Source organism: Nocardiopsis terrae (assembly GCF_014651695.1).
GTDB classification, from domain to species: domain Bacteria; phylum Actinomycetota; class Actinomycetes; order Streptosporangiales; family Streptosporangiaceae; genus Nocardiopsis; species Nocardiopsis terrae.
In genome coordinates, this window is sequence record NZ_BMXJ01000005.1 from 56,470 (window position 1) to 76,423 (window position 19,954).

At 70.9% G+C, this 19,954-nt stretch carries 15 protein-coding genes; 8 read left to right on the plus strand and 7 right to left on the minus strand.

The genetic code is table 11. The annotated features are described in order from the left end of the window. Positions 1–402 precede the first annotated feature (402 nt). Positions 403–1,557, plus strand: a complete 1,155-nt coding sequence (locus IE195_RS14675; RefSeq protein ID WP_191271726.1) for a S1 family peptidase — start codon at positions 403–405, stop codon at positions 1,555–1,557. A gap of 204 nt (positions 1,558–1,761) precedes the next feature. On the opposite strand, the gene dop is transcribed toward IE195_RS14675, so the two are convergent. The 3 genes from dop to IE195_RS14690 all read right to left on the minus strand — a co-directional run bounded on the left by dop (position 1,762) and on the right by IE195_RS14690 (position 6,849). Beyond that, on the minus strand, positions 1,762–3,285 hold the full coding sequence (dop, locus tag IE195_RS14680; protein WP_373295661.1) for a depupylase/deamidase Dop: 1,524 nt from the start codon (positions 3,283–3,285) through the stop codon (positions 1,762–1,764). Positions 3,286–3,806: 521 nt separating this feature from the next. Then, complete coding sequence (gene arc, locus IE195_RS14685) at positions 3,807–5,576, minus strand: proteasome ATPase (protein WP_191271728.1); 1,770 nt, start codon at positions 5,574–5,576, stop codon at positions 3,807–3,809. Positions 5,577–5,886: 310 nt separating this feature from the next. Beyond that, positions 5,887–6,849: a tRNA (adenine-N1)-methyltransferase gene (locus IE195_RS14690; protein WP_191271730.1), complete on the minus strand. Its 963-nt coding sequence runs from the start codon at positions 6,847–6,849 to the stop codon at positions 5,887–5,889. A gap of 195 nt (positions 6,850–7,044) precedes the next feature. Here IE195_RS14690 and ppgK point away from each other — a divergent pair, with 195 nt between their 5' ends. Then, entirely contained in the window at positions 7,045–7,833 is a 789-nt protein-coding gene (gene ppgK, locus IE195_RS14695) for a polyphosphate--glucose phosphotransferase (RefSeq protein ID WP_191271732.1), read from the plus strand. Between the two features lie 237 nt (positions 7,834–8,070). On the opposite strand, the gene IE195_RS14700 is transcribed toward ppgK, so the two are convergent. Beyond that, a complete protein-coding gene (locus tag IE195_RS14700; RefSeq protein ID WP_191271734.1) occupies positions 8,071–8,451 on the minus strand; it encodes a hypothetical protein in 381 nt (126 codons plus the stop codon). Positions 8,452–8,671: 220 nt separating this feature from the next. Between IE195_RS14700 and IE195_RS14705 the strand changes: the two genes are divergently transcribed. Together IE195_RS14705 and IE195_RS14710 are read left to right on the plus strand one after the other, a co-directional pair. Then, on the plus strand, positions 8,672–9,934 hold the full coding sequence (locus IE195_RS14705; RefSeq protein WP_191272640.1) for a helix-turn-helix domain-containing protein: 1,263 nt from the start codon (positions 8,672–8,674) through the stop codon (positions 9,932–9,934). Between the two features lie 32 nt (positions 9,935–9,966). Further along, a complete protein-coding gene (locus tag IE195_RS14710; protein WP_191271736.1) occupies positions 9,967–10,440 on the plus strand; it encodes a DNA-processing protein DprA in 474 nt (157 codons plus the stop codon). A gap of 55 nt (positions 10,441–10,495) precedes the next feature. Here the strand turns inward: IE195_RS14710 and IE195_RS14715 are convergent, their stop codons facing one another. Further along, positions 10,496–11,665 carry a site-2 protease family protein gene (locus IE195_RS14715; RefSeq protein ID WP_191271738.1) on the minus strand — a complete coding sequence of 390 codons (1,170 nt, stop codon included), beginning with the start codon at positions 11,663–11,665 and terminating at the stop codon, positions 10,496–10,498. Positions 11,666–11,758: 93 nt separating this feature from the next. On the opposite strand from IE195_RS14715, the gene IE195_RS14720 reads away from it, so the two are divergent. The 4 genes from IE195_RS14720 to IE195_RS14735 all read left to right on the plus strand — a co-directional run bounded on the left by IE195_RS14720 (position 11,759) and on the right by IE195_RS14735 (position 15,335). Further along, positions 11,759–12,562 carry a RecB family exonuclease gene (locus IE195_RS14720; RefSeq protein ID WP_191271740.1) on the plus strand — a complete coding sequence of 268 codons (804 nt, stop codon included), beginning with the start codon at positions 11,759–11,761 and terminating at the stop codon, positions 12,560–12,562. A gap of 30 nt (positions 12,563–12,592) precedes the next feature. Then, positions 12,593–13,306, plus strand: coding sequence for a response regulator (locus IE195_RS14725; protein ID WP_191271742.1), 714 nt, complete (start codon positions 12,593–12,595; stop codon positions 13,304–13,306). A gap of 206 nt (positions 13,307–13,512) precedes the next feature. After that, on the plus strand, positions 13,513–14,949 hold the full coding sequence (locus IE195_RS14730; protein WP_191271744.1) for a threonine/serine exporter family protein: 1,437 nt from the start codon (positions 13,513–13,515) through the stop codon (positions 14,947–14,949). A 197-nt stretch (positions 14,950–15,146) separates the two neighbouring features. Continuing rightward, on the plus strand, positions 15,147–15,335 hold the full coding sequence (locus IE195_RS14735) for a DUF5999 family protein (protein WP_191271746.1): 189 nt from the start codon (positions 15,147–15,149) through the stop codon (positions 15,333–15,335). 112 nt (positions 15,336–15,447) lie between these two features. Here IE195_RS14735 and IE195_RS14740 read toward each other — a convergent pair whose 3' ends face one another. Beyond that, a complete protein-coding gene (locus IE195_RS14740) occupies positions 15,448–16,701 on the minus strand; it encodes a tetratricopeptide repeat protein (RefSeq protein WP_191271748.1) in 1,254 nt (417 codons plus the stop codon). Positions 16,702–17,034: 333 nt separating this feature from the next. Continuing rightward, the gene (gene gcvP / locus IE195_RS14745) at positions 17,035–19,932 is read right to left on the minus strand and encodes an aminomethyl-transferring glycine dehydrogenase (protein ID WP_191271750.1); all 2,898 of its coding nucleotides are present in this window, start codon (positions 19,930–19,932) and stop codon (positions 17,035–17,037) included. Between the last annotated feature and the right edge of the window lie 22 nt (positions 19,933–19,954).

Genomic DNA, 19,954 nt, shown 5'->3' on the forward strand with positions numbered 1-19,954 from the left:
AGCGGGCGGGGGCGTCCCCATACGCCAGAGGGCCCCATCACGCCCCCCTGACCACGGGTGTTACGACTGTGTGTCCGGACGAACACGTTTGGTACGTGGTACCACTGTCCGGATGTGGCCAGAAAACCCCCCTTGCTCCCCACGTCCGAATTCAGTCGGTAACGGTTCGGCTCCGACAACCTCAAGGTGGGCCACCATGCGGACACGTTCCGCGACCGCCTTTGGGCCCGTCATCGGATCTCCCCACACCGAACTGAATGCTTCATCGTTCTGGCGGTCTTTCCCTCACCAAAACGTGCACCTATGGTTAGGCGTTGTTTACCGGATGTCTCGGTGAACAAAGGGGGCCGTAGAACATTCGGCCCCGATCCCCCGTCAATTCCCCCAGGAGAGTAGGGACCAATGAGACCCTCCCCCGTTGTCTCCGCAATCGGCACCGGAGCCCTTGCCTTCGGCATGGTTCTGGCCGCCGCCCCGGGAGCCCTCGCGGCCCCCGGACCACTACCCCAGGCGCCCTCCCCCGAATCCGAAGCCGTCTCCATGCAGGAGGCGCTCGAGCGTGACCTCGGCCTCACCCCGTTCGAGGCCGAGGAACTCCTCACCGCCCAGGACACCGCCTCCGAGGTCGACGAGGCCGCAGCCGAGGCCGCCGGAGACGCCTACGGCGGCTCCGTGTTCGACACCGAAAGCATGGAACTGACCGTCCTGGTGACGGACAGCACCGCGGTCGGGGCCGTAGAGGCCGCCGGCGCCGAGGCCGAGGTGGTCTCACACGGCACCGAGGGCCTGGACGCGATCGTGCAGGACCTCAACGAGGCGGACACCGAGCCCGGCGTGGTCGGCTGGTACCCGGACGTGGAGGGCGACACCGTCGTCCTGGAGGTCCTGGAAGGCTCCGGCGCCGACGTGGACGCCCTCCTCGCCGACGCGGGTGTGGACGCCTCCGCCGTCGAGGTGACCACCACCAGCGAGCAGCCCGAGATGTACGCCAACATCATCGGCGGTCTCGCCTACACCATGGGCGGCCGCTGCTCCGTGGGCTTCCCCGCCACCAACGCCTCCGGGCAGCCCGGCTTCGTCACCGCCGGACACTGCGGGACCGTGGGCACCCGGGTCAGCATCGGTAACGGCCGGGGCGTCTTCGAGCGCTCCGTCTTCCCGGGCAACGACGCCGCCTTCGTCCGAGGCACGTCCAACTTCACGCTGACCAACCTGGTCAGCCGCTACAACAGCGGTGGCTACGCCAACGTCACCGGCCACAGCCAGGCTCCGATCGGCTCCTCCGTGTGCCGCTCCGGCTCGACCACCGGTTGGCACTGCGGGACCATCCAGGCCCGCGGCCAGTCCGTGAGCTACCCCCAGGGCACCGTGTACAACATGACCCGGACCAGCGTGTGCGCCGAGCCCGGCGACTCCGGCGGTTCGTTCATCTCCGGAACCCAGGCCCAGGGCGTGACCTCGGGCGGCTCCGGTAACTGCACCTGGGGCGGCACCACCTACTACCAGGAGGTCACCCCGATGGTGAACTCCTGGGGTGTTCAGCTGAGGACCAGCTAACCCCCCTGGCAACACCGAACCCGTGCCCCCGTCCGCCCCCCGCGGACGGGGGCACCCGCGTTCCCGCGCCCGTCGCCCTCCGCCGGGCTCACCACCACGGGGTGGGCACCCGGGCGGGCCCGGCCCCGAGCGTGTGTGCGGCGTCCGGAACGGCCGCCGCGGTCGGGTCGGTGCGATCCGCGGATCGCACCGACCCGACCGGGCTCAGCCCCTGCGTCCTCCGGCCAGAACCGCCACCAGGTCCGCTGCGGTGGCGGAGGCGTCCAGAAGCCCGCCCACGTGCTCCTTGGTCCCCCTGCGCGGCTCCAGGGTGGGGACGCGCTGCAGGGAGTCGTAACCCGGCAGGTCGAAGATCACCGAGTCCCAGGAGGCCGCGGCCACCTCGTCGGCGTACTTGGCCAGGCAGCGCCCCCGGAAGTAGGCACGGGTGTCCTCCGGCGGTTCGGTGACGGCCCGGTTGACCTCGGAGTCCTCCACCAGGCGCCGCATCCGGCCGCGGGCGGCCAGACGGTTGTAGAGGCCCTTGTCCGCGCGCACGTCGGAGTACTGCAGGTCCACCAGGTGCAGGCGCGGGTGGGACCACTCCAGCCCGTCCCGGGACCGGTAGCCCTCCAGGAGCTTGAGCTTGGCGACCCAGTCCAGTTCGGTGGCCAGGCTCATCGGGTCGGAGGCCAACCGCGACAGAACCGACTCCCACCGGTCGAGCACGTCCGCGGTGTCGGGGTCCACGTCGGTGCCGAACCGGTCCTCGACGTACTTGCGGGCCTGGTCCAGGTACTCGCCCTGGAGTTCCAGGGCGGTCATCCGCCGCCCGTCCCGCAACCGGACCCGGTGGGTCAGCCCCGGGTCGTGGGAGATCTCCCGCAGGTCGGCCACCGGGGTCTCCAGGGACAGGTCCGTGCTGAGGAAACCGTCCTCGATCATCGACAGCACCAGCGCGGTGGTCCCCAGCTTGAGGTAGGTGGAGATCTCACTCATGTTGGCGTCACCGATGATGACGTGCAGGCGCCGGTACTGGTCCGGGTCGGCGTGGGGTTCGTCCCGTGTGTTGATGATGGGACGCTTCAGGGTCGTCTCAAGGCCCACTTCCACCTCGAAGAAGTCGGCCCGCTGCGAGATCTGGAAACCGCTGCCCTGACCGTCCGCGCCGATCCCGACCTTGCCCGCGCCGCACACCACCTGGCGGGAGACGAAGAACGGGATCAGGTGCCGGACGATGTCCCCGAAGGGCGTCGACCGGTGCATCAGGTAGTTCTCGTGGCAGCCGTAGGAGGCGCCCTTGTTGTCGGTGTTGTTCTTGTACAGCTGGATCGGCTCTATCCCCGGGGTGGCTGCGGCCCGGGCCGCGGCATCGGCCATCACCCGCTCTCCGGCCTTGTCCCACAGGACCGCGTCGCGAGGGTTGGTGACCTCGGGGGCCGAGTACTCGGGGTGGGCGTGGTCCACGTACAGGCGCGCGCCGTTGGTGAGGATGACGTTGGCCAGCCCCAGGTCCTCGTCGGTCAACTGGGTGGGATCGGCGACCTCGCGTGCCAGGTCGAACCCGCGGGCGTCGCGCAGCGGGTTCTCCTCCTCGAAGTCCCAGCGGGCCTTCCTGGCCCGGGCCGCCGAGGCGGCCAGGTAGGCGTTGACCACCTGGGTGGAGGTGACCATCGCGTTGGCCCCGGGGTTTCCCGGCACGGAGATCCCGTATTCGGTCTCGATACCCATAATCCGCCGCACACTCATGGTGAGAGGTTATCCGCCAGAGACCGGTCTTGAACGCTTCCGCGCCAATTGTGGCCTAAGCGCCGTCTTCCCGGGCGTTTCAAAAGGGCTCCGGTGGCCGTGTCGATGCAGGTCGGAGCCACTTCGCTTGGATTCGCAGCAAAACCACGACCTGTGCCGCACAAGCCCCGGCCAAACGGTTCAGTTGGACCTGCCAACGGGTATTGTCCGAAGCCCGGTAGACCAAAGGCCCCCGCTTGTCCCCGCTGAGCACGACCCCGGGGTCCATGCTCTCCACGGTCAGTTCCCGGACGCGGCCCCAACCCCGGTGATCTTGCTACCAGGGGCGAGTTCGGCGCCGAAGTTGCCCCTGGTAGCAAGATCACCGCGAAGAAGGGCCCCAGAAACGCCCGGCCCGGAGACGGGCTCGTTCCTTCCCCGAAAACGACACGGTGGCCGCAACCCCCGAAGTCAGGGTGTTGCGGCCACCGCTGGGACCCGGGACACGGGCCCCGAGAGGCGGACACGGCGGCGGAGCGCCGTTACAGGTACTGGCCGGTGTTGGCGACGGTGTCGATGGACCGACCGGAGTCGGCGCCCTTCTTGCCGGTCACCAGGGTCCGGATGTAGACGATGCGCTCGCCCTTCTTGCCGGAGATCCGGGCCCAGTCGTCCGGGTTGGTGGTGTTGGGCAGGTCCTCGTTCTCGCTGAACTCGTCCACGCAGGCCTGCAACAGGTGCGACACCCGGAGCCCCTTGGACTGGTGCTCGATGTAGTCCTTGATCGCCATCTTCTTGGCCCGCGAGACGATGTTCTCGATCATCGCGCCGGAGTTGAAGTCCTTGAAGTACAGGACCTCCTTGTCACCGTTGGCGTAGGTGACCTCCAGGAAGCGGTTCTCCTCACCCTCGGTGTACATCCGCTCCACGACCCGCTGGATCATGGCGTCCACCGTGGCCGAGGCCGAACCGCCGTGCTCGGCGAGGTCGTCCTCGTGCAGCGGCAGCCCATCGGTGATGTACTTGCCGAAGATGTCCCGGGCGCCCTCGGCGTCGGGCCGCTCGACCTTGATCTTGACGTCCAGGCGGCCGGGCCGCAGGATCGCCGGGTCGATCATGTCCTCACGGTTGGAGGCGCCGATGACGATGACGTTCTCCAGCCCCTCCACACCGTCGATCTCGCTGAGCATCTGCGGGACGATGGTGTTCTCCACGTCGGAGGACACACCCGAACCGCGGACCCGGAAGATCGAGTCCATCTCGTCGAAGAACACGATGACCGGGGTGCCCTCGGAGGCCTTCTCCCTGGCCCGCTGGAAGACCAGGCGGATGTGCCGCTCGGTCTCGCCCACGTACTTGTTCAGCAGCTCCGGGCCCTTGATGTTGAGGAAGAAGCTCTTGCCGACGTCACGTCCGGTGCGCTCGGCGACCCGCTTGGCCAGCGAGTTGGCGACGGCCTTGGCGATGAGCGTCTTACCGCACCCGGGCGGACCGTAGAGCAGCACGCCCTTGGGCGGGGTGAGCTCGTGTTCCAGGAACAGGTCCTTGTAGAGGAAGGGCAGTTCGACCGCGTCGCGGATCATCTCGATCTGCCCCGTCAGGCCACCGATGTCGGTGTAGGAGATGTCGGGGACCTCCTCGAGGATGAGCTCCTCGACCTCGGACTTGGGGATCCTCTCGTACACGTACCCCGAACGGGGCTCCAACAGCAGCGAGTCACCCGGGCGAATGGGCTCGTCCCGCAACGGCTCCGCCAACCGGACGATCTTCTCGTCGTCGTGGTGCGAGATCACCAGTGCCCGTTCACCGTCCTCGAGGACCTCCTTGAGCAGGACGACCTCGCCGACGGTCTCGAACGACTCCACCTCGACGACGTTGAACGCCTCGTTGAGCATGACCTCCTGGCCGGGGCGCAGGTTCTCCATGTCCACGGAGGGACTGACGTTGACCCGCATCTTGCGGCCGTTGGTGAAGATCTCGACGGTCTCGTCGTCGCGGGACCCAAGGTAGACACCGAAGCCCGACGGTGGCTGTGCGAGCCGGTCGACCTCCTCCTTGAGTGCCACGATCTGCTCGCGCGCCTCCTTGAGTGTGGAGACGAGCCGTTCGTTCTGCCCGTTCGCGGCGGCTAGGTCGGCCTGGGCCTCCCGCAACCGCTCCTCCAGCAGACGCACATGTCGGGGCGAGTCGGCGAGCTTACGCCGAACCACGCTGAGTTCCTTTTCCATGTAGGAGACCTGGGCCGTGAGTTCAGCGACTTCACGGTCCCGGTCGCTCTGACGCTCGTCTTCGCGCTCGGCCACGTCCGCCACCTCCCTATGAGAAGGACGACTACTCGGGGTCCTACCTAACCTGTCCCTTTCCTAACCTTCAAGTTTCGGAGAGTGTCGCGGGCCTCTGGTCGAGACCCTGCGTAGGCACAGGTCACAGTGGTGGCGAGCGACCCGGCGTAATGAGAAAGTAACCTCCGTGGCGGGCTCGGGGCAAGTGCCGCCCGGGCGCCGCGGCGCGTTCCGGCGGCTGCGGACGACCCCTCACGGCCTCCCCGGGACGGACCGGGGGCCCGCCCGGACACCACCCCGGACGGGCCCCCGACGGACCGCGTTCACCCGCGGACCGCTCTCACTCCCGGTTCTCGGAACTCCCCGCGTCCGGAACCCCCGCCGAGGGCTCGGCGGCGGGCGCGGCCGCCTTCGCACCCGCGTCGGCGGCGGCCCTGGCCGCCTCGTAGTCCTTGCCGTAGGCGCCCTTGGCCGGGCGGCGACGGCGCTCGGGCGCCTCCACCCCGTCGGCCAGACGGCGCGCGGTCACCAGGAAACCGGTGTGGCCGATCATCCGGTGGTCCGGGCGCACCGCCAGGCCCTCCACGTGCCAGGTGCGCAGCATGGTCTCCCAGGAACGCGGCTCGTAGAAGCGGTCGTCCTCGCGCAGCTCCTCCACCACCCGGGAGAGCTGGGTGGTCGTGGCCACGTAACAGCACACCAGGCCGCCGGGGATCAACGCGCCGGCGACCGCGTCCAGGCACTCCCAGGGAGCGAGCATGTCCAGGAAGACCCGGTCCACCTCGGTCTCGTCGAGCTCCTCGACCAGGTCGCCCACGGTGAGTTCCCAGGCCGGGTGCGGACCGCCGTAGAACCTCTCCACGTTCTTACGGGCGATCTCCGCGAAGTCCGCGCGGCGCTCGTAGGAGTGGACCATGCCCTGTTCACCGACCGCGCGCAGCAGCCAGTTGGACATGGCGCCCGATCCGGCTCCGGCCTCGACCACCCGGGCACCCGGGAAGATGTCGGCCTCGACCATGATCTGGGCGGCGTCCTTGGGGTAGACGATGGTCGCACCACGCTTCATGGAGAGCGTGTAATCGATGAGCAGGGGGCGCAGCGCCACGTAGGCCGTGCCGGTGTTGGAGCGCACCACACTGCCTTCGGGTTCGCCGATGAGGTCGTCGTGGTCGACCTTGCCCTTGTGCGAGTGGAAGGCTCCACCCTCACGCAGTGTGATGGTGTGCATGCGACCCTTCGGGTCGGTCAACTGCACGGTGTCGCCGTCGGTGAAGGGGCCGCGGCGGCCATGGATACCGGTCAACGTCGCTCTCGTCTTCCCAGGTCGCGTTTGGTCAGGGCAGTCGCCCAGCGTATCGGCCCCGCGCTACCAGGACGAACCGGCGGCCCCGGAGCGCGTTCACGGAAAGCGTGCGAAGACCCCTCCCCTGGGGCAGGATCAGGCGTGTGGCACCGCCACGCCCCCGTACGGCAACGAGGACCACAGGAGAGACCACCCATGTCACAGCAGACCACGGGCCTGGGAATCGACATCGGCGGAAGCGGCATCAAGGGCGCTCCGGTCGACCTGGTCTCCGGCGAGTTCCTCCGGGACCGCCTGAAAATCCTCACCCCCGAGCACGCGGGCCCCGACGCGGTGGCACAGGTCGTGGGCGAGATCGCCGCGCACTTCCCCGAGACCGCGGAAACCCCCCTGGGGGTCACCTTTCCCGGGGTGGTGCAGGGCGGGGTGGTGCGCACCGCCGCGAACCTGCACGAAAGCTGGATCGGCACCGACGCCCGGGCCCTGTTCTCCGAGACCGCGGGGCGTCCGGTGCGCGTGCTCAACGACGCCGACGCCGCCGCGCTGGCGGAGAACCGCTACGGGGCCGCGAAGGACGTGGACGGCACGGTCCTGCTCACCACCCTGGGCACCGGTATCGGTACGGCTCTGGTCGTGGACGGGCGCCTGGTACCCAACACCGAGTTCGGCCACCTGGAGATAGACGGCCATGACGCGGAGTCACGCGCCTCCTCCAGCGCCAGGCAACGGGACGGGCTCTCCTACCACGACTGGGCGAGGAAGCGGCTCCAGCGCTACTACCGAACGGTCGAGGACCTGGTGTGGCCGGACCTGATCGTGGTGGGCGGCGGGGTGAGCCGGAAGTCGGACAAGTTCCTGCACCACCTCGACATCCGCACCCCGATCGTCCCGGCGGCGCTGCGGAACACGGCGGGCATCGTCGGAGCGGCCCTGTCCGCCGCGGACGTTCCGGGGGCCTCCGCGGCGGACCCTCAAAGGGGGTGAGGGGCGCTCGGACCAGGGGGTGGCGCCGAGTGCCCCTCAGGGGGTGGATGCCGCCGTCCCTCCTTCCCACGAGGGACGGCCCTGCTTCGGGTGTCGAACGGGTCCGGAACCCGCGCAGAGGGAGACTGGGTTCCGGGTTCACCCGGACACCGTCCTGACACCCGGGACCGTGCTCGCGCACAGCCCGCTCCCGCCCGGGCGCGGCGACTCAGCGTCCGGGCGCGTCCTCCTGCCTCCTCAGCCGTCTCTCGCCGTGACGGACAGGGCCCTCACGATCCTGCGTGCGGCGTCGGAGGTCCGAGTGACCGGGGAGAGGGGGACGCCGGACAGTGCCGGGGGGACACCATCCTGCAGGGGCCACCTCATCCACCACCAGAGATCACCTCTGTGGGGCCGCAGGAGAGCTCGTTGCGGCCGGGCCGTGGGGCCGGCGTCGACGAGCCCGGACACACCGTCCTCCCGCGCCTCGACCCCGCGTGCGCGCAGCTCCGCGGCCATCCCCCGCAGGGCGATGGCGGCCGGGTCCACACGGCACAGGGGTTCCGCCGGGATGCCACGGTCCCCGTGCCCGTTTCCGGCCAGGCTCGGGTTACCCGCCGGTGGTGTCTCAACGGTCACGTGGCCTCCCTGCTTCCTCCCCGGGTCCGGCACGCGCTCCCCCGGACCAACGACTCCTCCACCCTGCCGCACCCCGAGAAGACACGGGTACCGGTATGCGGATCACGCATCGTGTCTTCTTTTTCGCACATAGCCACCGGGAGCGCCCGGAATCCCTAACCTGAGCTGCATGCCCCAACCAGACGGCGTACTTCCCAACGACCTGTGGACCCGACCGCGCATGGCCGCCGCCCTGGCCACCTGTGACATGCCGACGATCATCGAAGGCGTGCGCGTGGCGCGCGGATGGTCCCAGGGCGATCTCGCCCGTGCTCTCACCTACTCACAGAGTTGGGTCTCCCGGGTCGTCAACGGTCAGCAGTCCCTCACCGTCAGCCAGGTCCACGACCTCGCGCAACGGCTGGAGATCCCGCTCCACCTGCTCCGCTTCGGCGGCACCGGCAGACAGGAGGGCCACACCAGAAAGGCGGTGAACCCCACCAGACGCCGCGACTCCAGCAGGGCGGTCGCCGGGAGCACACTCCTGGCCACGGCGCCGCGCCCCACCGGGGAGCACGAGGAGTACCACGGGGTCAACGAGACCACCGCTCCCGCGCTACGTTCCATCACCGGGGGCCAGCGCCGCATGGACGCCACCTCCTCCGCCCGCCACCTGCTGCCCGGCGCCGCCGCGCACGTGCACCTGGCCGAGCAGATGCTCGGGAACGCGCGCGGTACGCCCTTCCACACCGAACTCAGCGCGGCCGCCAGCGAGGCCTCCGGGTTCGCCGCCTGGCTGAACGCCGACCTCGGCGACATGGGCTCGGCCCGCATGCACTACCGCACGGCCGTCGTACGCGCCCGCCAGGCCGGGATGCGCCTGCTCGACGTCTACATGCTCGGCTCCCTGGCCGCCTTCGAGATCGACGTCGCCGAGGACCCCGAACTCGGACTCGGGCTGGTCCAGGAAGCCGAACACGTGCTCGGCCCCTCCGCCCACCCCACCGCCCGCGCCTGGCTGGCCTGCATCAGCGCACTGGCCCATGCGGGGACCGGTGACCGCGTCTGCGCGGCCCGGGCCATCAGGCACGCCGAACGGGAGGTCGCCAGCCCGGACAACGCCCAGCCCCCCTGGCCGTGGGTGTTCGCCTTCGACGAGGCCAAGGTCGCCGGTTACCGCGCCCTGGTGGGCGTTCGGCTGCGCAGCCCGCACGAGGCACGCGCCGCCTTCGCCGAGGCCGTGGCCCCCTCCCCGCGCAACGTCAAGCAGTCCGCCCTGCTCAAGGTCGAACTCGCCTCCGCGCACGCCGAAGCCGGCGACGTCGACGAGGCCTTCCGGCTCGCCCGGGAGGCGCTGGCCACCGGGGTGCGTTTCGGCTCCGAGCGCGTGGTGGGCCGGGTCAGGTCCTTCCGCCGCCGCTACCGGGGCCCGGGGGCGCTGTGCGTCGAGGATCTCGACAACAGACTTTCGTCACTAGTTACCGGTACGCCCATCAGGGGGTAGAAACCCGGCGAAGCAAGCAGCAGGGAGGTTACGTGACTCGTATCGGGATCACCGGACACCGCAACCTGGCCCCTGACGTGAGCGGTGCCGTCGCCGACCTGGTCAAGGCGTACCTGGAACCGTACGGGTGCGAGATGGTGGGGCTGTCCTGCCTCGCGGACGGCGCCGACGCCGTCTTCGCGGAGGCCGTGGTGAACGCGGGAGCTCCCCTGGAGGCGATCGTCCCCGCCGCCGGGTACCGGGAGGCCCTTCCCTCCGAGCACCACCCGGTCTACGACCACCTCATGGAACAGGCCGTCCTCGTCCACGAGTTACCCCACAGCGAATCAGAGCCCGGTGCCCACATGGCCGCCGGGCGGCTGCTCGTGGAACGGTGCGACCGGCTGGTCGCGGTCTGGGACGGACAACCCGCGCGCGGCCACGGGGGCACCGCGGACGTGGTGGCCTACGCCTGGGAACTCGGCCGCCCCGTCACCGTCCTGTGGCCCGAGGGCGCCCGGCGCTGAACCGCCTCCTCCACGTCCCGCACCCGGCCGCGGGCCCCGCCCGGGGGCGCCCCGCTCATCTCCGCCCGCTCGGAGACTGCCCCGCCATCGCGGCGTTGACGTCCACGGCCCGCAACACCCCCGACAGCGCGCCGTCAGCCTCCACCACCAGGTACTCCGGCAACGGGTGCCGGGTGAGCTCCGCCAGGAGCTCCTCGCCCTCCAGGTCCGCCGAGACCCGCGAGTGCCTGGTCAGCGCCCGGGACACGTCCGACACCGGCACCCGGGCCCTGCGCTCCCCGGTGATCGCCTCCGCCGCGGCGGGGTGCACCACCGAGACCGGCGTACCGTCGTCGTCCGTGACCACGATCGTGTCCACACCCGCTTCTCCGGCACGGTGGTCGGCCCGCTCCAACGGCAGGTCCGCCGGGACCACCACGGCCGGACGGGCCAGCGCCCGGGCCCGCAGGCCGGGCACCCGGGCCCGGACCCGGGCGTTGCCGAGGGCCTCGCTGGCACCCATCCACATGAAGCCGGCCAGCACCAGCCCCCACACGACCGCCCACGGCCCGGGGGTGCTCCCCGCGCTCCAGGCGAACAGGAACGGCAGGGCCGCGACCCCCAGGGCCAGCACCCGGCCGCCCCAGGCCGCCACCACACTGCCGGTGTGCGCACGCCCCGTCATCTTCCACACCCCGGCGCGCAGCAGGCGCCCGCCGTCCAGGGGCAGCCCCGGCAACAGGTTGAACACACCCACGAGCAGGTTGGCGATCCACAACTGGAAGAGCAGCTCACCGGTGACGCTGAAGGGGTCGGTGAAGTGCGCCAGCACGAACGCCCCCGCCGCCAGCAGCAACGACAGCAGCGGCCCGGAGAAGGCGATCCAGAACTCCCGCCCCGGGGTGGGCGCCTCCCGGTCGATCTCGGACACGCCGCCCAGCACGTACAGGACGATGCGGCGCACCGGCAGCCCGTACCGACGGGCCACCAGAGAGTGCGCGAGCTCGTGCACCAGGACGGAGGCGTAGAGAAGGATCGCGAAGACGAAGGCCAGCAGGTAGGCCGAGGGCCCCAGCGCCAACCGCGACTGGACGATTCCCCCGTAGACCAGCGTGATGAGGACCGCGACGATCCACCACGAGGAGGTGACGTAGACCGGGACCCCGAAGGGCCGCCCCAGCGGTAACCCCGGCCCCCTGGTCCGGTCGCCGGTCCTGGGCCTGGGGTCGTCACTGCCTCTGGTCACACAGCCAAGACTATGGCCCCCGCCCCGATGGTCCTCTCACGGGGCGACACGCAGCGGGGTGAGTGCCCGCCGAAGACGATCTAGGCTCGGAGTATGACCACCGCGCCGCTGCCGACCGCCCTGTCACCCTCGCGTGCCTCGGACTTCCTCCAGTGCCCGCTACTGTTCCGGTTCCGCACCATCGACCGCCTCCCCGAGGCCCCCAGCGCCGCCGCGCTGCGCGGCACCCTCGTCCACGCCTGCCTCGAACGCCTCTACGAACTGCCGTCCCAGACCCGCACACCGCGCACCGCGCTGAGCCTGGTCGACCCCCAGTGGGAGAAGCTCCGCGCACGCGACCCCGAACTGCAGGAGCGGCTCTTCGACGGCGAGGAAGCCCTCCAGGAGTGGTTGGAGTCGGCCCGGACCCTGGTCAAACGCTACTTCGACCTGGAGAACCCCGAGCAGCTGGAGCCCCGCGAACGCGAGATGCGCCTGGAGGTCTCCCTGCCCACCGGCCTGCGGCTGCGCGGCTACGTCGACCGCCTGGACGTGGCCCCCTCCGGCCAGATCAGGGTCGTCGACTACAAGACCGGGAAGTCACCGCACCCCCGGTTCGAGGACAAGGCCAAGTTCCAGATCTTCTTCTACGCGGTGATGATCTGGCGCGACCTCGGCGTCGTGCCCGCCCGTCTCCAGCTCATCTACCTGGGCGACGGCTCCGTACGCTGGTACGACCCCACCGAGGCCGAACTCGCCGCCGCCGAGTCCGAGATCGCCGACATCTGGGCGCGGATCGAGGCGGCCGGACGCGCCGGGGTGTGGGAGCCCAAACGCAGCAAGCTGTGCGGCTGGTGCGAACACCAGGCGCTGTGCCCGGAGTTCGGCGGCACCCCGCCCCCGCTGCCCACGGCCTGAGGACCGCGCCGTGTGCGGGAGAATCGGCCCGTGCCCGTCTCAGTGCTCCTCGTCGACGACCAACCCCTCGTCCGCGCCGGCTTCCGCCTGATCCTCGAATCCGCCCCGAACGTGTCCGTGGTGGGCGAGGCCTCCGACGGCCGCGAGGCCGTCCGGGAGGTCCGCGGCCTGCTACCCGACGTCGTCCTCATGGACATCCGGATGCCGGGCGTGGACGGGATCCAGGCCACCCGGCAGATCGTCGAATGGGCCCGGCCGCTCGGCCACCGGGTGCGGGTTCTGGCCCTGACCACCTTCGACCTGGACGAGTACGTGATCGGCGTGCTGCGTGCGGGCGCCTCCGGTTTCCTCCTCAAGGACGTCCCGCCCGCCGAACTGGTCTCCGCGGTCGAGCTGGTCGCCGGGGGCGCCTCCGTCATCTCCCCCACCGTCCTGAACCGCCTCCTGGACCGCTTCGCGCCGCTGCTGCCCTCCCCCGAGGCCGGACCCGAGCCGTCGGCGGACACCCTGACCGTCCGGGAACGCCAGGTGTTACGGCTGGCCGCCAAGGGATGGTCCAACGGAGAGATCGCCGCACACCTGGTCCTGGGCGAGGCCACCGTCAAATCCCACGTGGGCAGCATCCTCACCAAACTCGGCCTGCGCGACCGCGTCCAGGCCGTCGTGCACGCCTACGAGACCGGCCTGGTCCGCCCCGGCCAGGACGATCACCCGAACGAGAAGACGCAGGAACCCCCGGCCTGAGCGCCCCGGGAGCGCCCCGGGACCGGCGCGTCGCCGCCCTCGGCGGCCTTCGCGCCTTGACAGGATGATCCGGTGACCGAACTCACCGGTGCCGCCGCACCAGACGGGCGAACCCCACCTGTGGGCGCGGCGTCCCCCATGGGGTTGCCGAGGCAGTGCGCCGAACACCAGGGGTGCGGGCGACGGGGAGGAAACGGAGAGCAGCCATGCCAAGCAAGAGGGAGCCGTCCGGACCGCCGAGCGAGGAGTTCATGCTCAGCCGGATGCGTGACTGGCGGGCCGAGCACGAACGGGAGCTGACCCCGGACAGCCTCGACGACGAGGAGGACGTCAAGCTCCCCGACGCGCGGGCGATCAACCTGGCCCTGCGCGTGGGAGAGCTCATGCTGGCCAGCGGTGAGAGCACGGAGGCCGTCAGCGAGGCCATACTCAGCCTCTCGGTCGCCTTCGACCTGCCCCGCTCGGAGGTGTCGGTCACCTTCACCACGATCTCCCTGTCCACCCACCCGGGCGGTGACAGCCCACCGGTCACCGGCGAGCGGGTGGTGCGCCGCCGCACCCTGGACTACTTCCGCGTCAACGAGCTGCACAGCCTGGTCCAACAGGCCGCACTGGGCCTGCTGGAGCTGGAGGACGCCAGTGCGCGGCTGGAACAGATCCGCCGGGCCCGCATGCCCTACCCGAACTGGCTGATCGCGGTGGGCTTCGGCCTGATCGCCTCCAGCGCCAGTGTGATGGTGGGCGGCGGGGCGGTCGTGGCGGCGGTGGCCTTCCTGGCCACCGTCCTGGGCGACCGCACCTCAGTGTTCCTGGCCAACCGCGGGGTCGCCGAGTTCTACCAGATGGCGGCGGCCGCGGTCGTCGCCTCCTCCATCGGTGTGGGGCTGCTGTGGGTGAGCACCACCCTGGACCTGGGCCTGCAGGCGGGCGCGATCATCACCGGCAACATCATGGCGCTGTTGCCCGGCCGTCCGCTGGTCTCCAGCCTCCAGGACGGGATCAGCGGTAGTTACGTCACCGCGGTCGCACGGCTGCTGGAGACCTTCTTCATCCTGGGCGCGATCGTGTCGGGCGTGGTCACCGTGGCCTACACGGCGACACGGCTGGGGGTCAACCTGGACCTGGAGAACCTGCCGTCGGCCGGGATGGCACTGAACCCCGCGGTGCTGATCGGCGCGGCCGGGATCGCCATGGCCTTCGCGATCTCCCTGGCGGTGCCGCCCCGGATGCTGCCCACGATCGGGGCCCTGGGCGTGATGATCTGGGTCATCTACGCGGGTCTGCGGGCGTTCCTGGACGTTCCGCTGGTGGTGGGCACGGTCGCGGGCGCGGTGGCCGTGGGGATGGTCGGGCACTGGCTGGCCCGGCGGACCCGGCGTCCGGTACTGCCCTACCTCATCCCGTCGATCGCACCGCTGCTGCCCGGCAGCATCCTGTACCGGGGGCTGATCGAGATCACCCAGGGGACCGGGGGTGCGGTCGCGGGGCTGCTCAGCCTCGCCGAGGCGATCATGGTGGCGCTGGCTCTGGGCGCCGGGGTCAACCTCGGCGGCGAACTCGTCCGGGCCTTCCAGCGCGGCGGCCTGGCCGGGGCCGGGATGCGCAGCCGTCCGGCGGCCCGCCGTACCCGCGGTGGTTACTGACCCGCCGGACACGGCCCGGTGCCTCCGCCGGTCGGGGTCGTTCGGACAGAACTCCGGACGGGTGAGGTGCGTCTCATTGGTGAGAGCGAACAAAAGGGGAGGGCGAACATTGTCGCCTAAACCGACAACACCATGTGATGTCAGCCACTATTGTTGGCCTCAGCTCAACGAAGAGCACCGAGACGAAAGGCTCTGTCATGTGCAGCCATTCACCCTCCTGCCCGTCCTTCGAGGACACCGACCGCGAGGCCGCGCGGATCGTTTCCAGCCACCCGGAACAGGGGTGGAGCCTACTCTGCAACGGCGTCGTCCTTTTCGACGACACCGGTGAACTCCTCCCCGACGGGGCGGTTGTCGCCCCGCACCGACCCCGCGCCGCCGCCTGAACGCGCCTGATTCGGAGCTGAGCGCCGGAACCGCTTCCGCCCGGGCCTCGTCCGGCCCCGGCCCGGGCGGCCCTGGGGCCCGCCCGGGCCGGTCACCGCCCGCAGTACCCCCTCAGCGCCCCTCGGGCCAGCCCTCGGGCAGTACGTCCTCACCCATCGCCTCGCTGAGCCGGCGGCGGAAGTCCGCGTGCACGTCGGCACCCCACACCAGTTCGCTCGGCGTCCGAAGAGCCTGCTCCATCGCGGCGCGCAGCACGGTGGGCCGGGCCTCTCCCTCGACCACCGGAACCGCCAGCAGGGAGTGCATCTGGGTGATGACCGCGAACAGCTCCCCGGCCAGAGCCGGTGCGCTGGCGGTCGCCACGGCCTCCTCCAGGTAGACGTCCCACCACGGTTCGGGGGCCTGTTCCCCGTCCTGCCCCGGCGGCTGGGCGAAGGGGCGGCGCAACCGTTCGCGCACCGCTTCGGACGCCCCCCGGTCACCGCTGTCCAACCCCAGTCGCCAGACCCGTGCGGCCGCGTCCGGTTCTCCGCGCAGCGCCATCAGCCCGGCGAGCAGTTCCACCGCCGCGCCCGAGGTGTGCGGCTCCGGACGCACGCCCGATCCCTCCTCCGCAGGCCCGGGGTCGACCACCGCGCCCGCGTCCGCGATCGCCCGTTCCAGATGGGCGGCGGCCCGCAGCAGCCGCAGGCCGGGGTCCTCCCCTGCCGCCAGTCCCCGTTCGACGGCCGCGGCCGCGGCCTCCGGCCGTCCCCGTTCGAGCAGGCGTCCGGCCAGGTCGCGTGCGGCGTCGACGACGGTGACGGCGTGCAGGCGGCTGAGCCCGGTGTCGCCGGGGGGCGGTTCCAGCACGGCCTCCCAGTGCTCCTCGGCCTCAGCCTCCTCGCCGCGCAGTTCCGCCTCACGGGCCAGCCCGTAGCGGGCCACCGCGGTGTAGGCGGGGCCGCCCAGCTCGAGCAGGCGGTGCCAGATCCGCGCGGCCTCGCCGTGGGCGCCCTCCTGTTCGAGGGAGAGCGCCAGGTGGTAGGCGGCGCGCGGAGCGTAGCGGGTGTCCCCGGTGGCCAGCGCCCGGCGCGCGGCCTCGCGTGCGGCGGCCAGGTCCCCGCGCTGGTCCTGCACCACCGCCAGCCCGAGCAGTGCCCTGGCCTGAACGCCCGGGCGCGGGTTGGCCGCCACCGCCTGCTGGTAGAGCTTGGCGGCCTTCTTCAGGTGACCGTTCTCGGCGAGGTCCCGGGCCTGGTCGCACAGGTCCGGTGCGGACTCCGCCGGGGGCACGGCGGTCTCCTCCGCGTCATCGGGGTCCGTGGCTTGGGGTGCGGGGGTTGCGGGGCCAGAGCGTGCGGGAGGTCCGGACGTCGCGGTCATTCCTTGCGCTTTCCATGGGGTGGCGGGTCCGCGCGATGGGGGCGCGGACCGTCAGCATCGCCGCAACTCTAACGCGCTCTCCCACAGCCGATGGAGGCCTGTGTGACGGGTGTTGGCTCTCGTGGCTGTTTCCCGACCCTCTCCGGATCTGTTCCGTGCGCACTGGGATCGTTTCGGGGCAAAACGAGCGACACCTTTACGACGTAGATCCTTAGTAGACGGTCGAGGTGGGCGGGTACGACGACGGGGCGCCTTCCCCGGGAAGGCGCCCCGTTCGCGCCGGCTCCGCAGGCCGGCCCGTGTCCGCCGCGCGCGTCGTGTGACGCGCGCCCGCTACAGCTCGAAGGCCTCCGGCGGCGGGCAGGAGCAGACCAGGTTGCGGTCACCGTAGGCCTGGTCGATCCGGCCGACCGGCGGCCAGTACTTGTCCTGGCGCAGCGACGGCAGCGGGTAGGCCGCCTCCGAACGCGTGTAACCGTGCTCCCACTCGTCGGCGGTCACCGCCTCGGCGGTGTGCGGGGCGCCCCGCAGCGGGTTGTCGTCGGCGGACCACTCCCCCGAGGCGACCCGGTCGATCTCACCGCGGATAGCGATCATCGCCTGGACGAACCGCTCCAGCTCGGCGAGGTTCTCGCTCTCGGTGGGCTCGACCATCAGCGTGCCGTTGACCGGGAAGGACATGGTCGGCGCGTGGAAACCGTAGTCCATCAGGCGCTTGGCGACGTCCTCGTTGCTGATACCGCTGGCCTTCTGGAGCGGGCGGATGTCGACGATGCACTCGTGCGCGACCAGACCGTTGGCGCCGGTGTAGAGCACCGGGTAGTACGGCTCCAGGCGCTTGGCGACGTAGTTGGCCGAGAGCACGGCGGTCTCCGTGGCCGCACGCAGACCGTCGCCGCCCATCATCCGCACGTAGGCCCAGGAGATCGGCAGGATGCCGGCGGAGCCGAACGGTGAGGCCGAAACCGGACCGACCCCGGTGTGCGGGCCCGCCTCGGGCTGGCTCGGGTGGTTGGGCAGGAAACCCGACAGGTGCGAGCGGACCGCGACCGGGCCCACACCCGGACCGCCGCCGCCGTGCGGGATGCAGAAGGTCTTGTGCAGGTTCAGGTGGCTGACGTCCGCACCGAACTCGCCCGGCTTGGCCCAGCCCAGGAGGGCGTTCAGGTTGGCGCCGTCGACGTAGACCTGACCGCCCGCCTCGTGGACCAGGCGGCACACGTCGGTGATGGTGTCCTCGTACACGCCCGCGGTGGAGGGGTAGGTGACCATGATGGCCGCCAGGTCCTCACTGTGCTCGGCGGTCTTGGCACGCAGGTCGTCCAGGTCGACGTTGCCGTCCTCTGCGCAGGCCACCACGGCCACGCGCATACCCGCCATGACCGCGCTGGCGGCGTTGGTGCCGTGCGCGGAGCTGGGAATGAGGCAGACGTCGCGGTGGTCGTCGCCGCGCGAGCGGTGGTAGCCGCGGATCGCCAACAGCCCGGCGAGCTCACCCTGGGAACCGGCGTTGGGCTGGAGCGAGACCGCGTCGTACCCGGTGACCTCGGCCAGCCAGGCCTCCAGGTCCCGGATGAGCGACACGCTCCCGGCCGCCTGGTCGAGCGGGGCGAACGGGTGCAGGCCGGCGAACTCGGGCCAGGTGACGGACTCCATCTCGGCGGTGGCGTTGAGCTTCATGGTGCACGAACCCAGCGGGATCATCGTGCGGTCCAGCGCCAGGTCGCGGTCGGACAGGCGGCGCATGTAGCGCAGCAGCGAGGTCTCGCTGCGGTGGGTGTTGAACACCGGGTGGGTGAGGTAGTCGACGCCGCGGGCCAGGTCGGCGGGCAGGCGGTCGGCGTCCTCGTCCACGGTGACCGGGCCGCGGTCAGCACCCCGGTCCGCCTCGCCGAAGGCGGCCAGGACCCGGTCGAGGTGGTCGACGGTGGTGGTCTCGTCCACGCTGAGGCCGACCGTGCCCTGGTCGACGGTGAGCAGGTTGATCCCGGACTCCAGGGCGCGCTCCACCACGCGGTCGGCGCTGGGCACCCGCACCCGCAGGGTGTCGAAGTAGGCGCCGTGGACCACCTCGAACCCGCGCTGGGCAAGGGCGTCGGCCAGCGCGGCCGTGCGGGCGTGGACCTGGCGGGCGATCGCGCGCAGGCCGTCGGGGCCGTGGTAGACGGCGTACATCCCGGCCATGATGGCCAACAGCACCTGGGCGGTACAGATGTTGCTGGTGGCCTTCTCCCGACGGATGTGCTGCTCGCGGGTCTGCAGGGCCAGGCGGTAGGCGGGCTTGCCCGCGTTGTCGACCGAGACGCCGACCAGCCGTCCGGGCAGCTGGCGGCGGAGCTTCTCGCCCACGGACATGTAGCCGGCGTGCGGGCCGCCGAAGCCGAGCGGGACGCCGAAGCGCTGGGTGGAGCCCACCGCGATGTCGGCGCCCAGGTCACCGGGGCTGCGCAGCAGGGTCAGGGCGAGGATGTCTGCGGCGACCACGGCCAGGGCGCCGCGTTCGTGCGCCTGGGCGATGACCGGGCCGGGATCGCGCACCACACCGCTGGAGGCCGGGTACTGGACCAGGACACCGTAGGCCTCGCCCTCGGGCATGCCCTGGATCAGGTCGGCGACGACCACCTCGATGCCCAGGGGCTCGGCGCGGGTGCGCAGGACCTGGAGGGTCTGCGGGAACACGTCGGAGTCGACCACGAAGACGTTGCTCTTGACCTTGGAGGCCCGCCGGGCCAGGGTCATGGCCTCGGCGGCCGCGGTGGCCTCGTCCAGCAGGGAGGCGCCGGTGATGGGCAGGCCGGTGAGGTCGGAGACCATGGTCTGGAAGTTGATCAGGGCCTCCAGACGGCCCTGGGAGATCTCGGGCTGGTAGGGCGTGTAGGCCGTGTACCAGGCGGGGTTCTCCATGATGTTGCGCAGGATGACCGGGGGCGTGAGCGTGCCGTAGTAGCCGCGGCCGATCATCGGTGTGTTGACCCTGTTGCGCGAGGCCAGCTCGCGGAGCTCGGCCAGGGCCTCGGCCTCGCCGATCGCCCCGGGCAGGTTGAGCGGAGCACTCTTGCCGGGGCCGGTGAGGATGGACTCGGGCACCGCGGCGGTCATGAGTTCGGCGGTGGAGCCGTAACCGATCGTCTTGAGCATCTCCGCGGTCTCGGCCGGGGTGGGGCCGATGTGGCGGTCGGCGAACACCCGGGCGGGTGCGCCCGAGGTGGGGATGTTCGACGGGTCAGGCACGGAGACCTCCTGGTGACAGGGC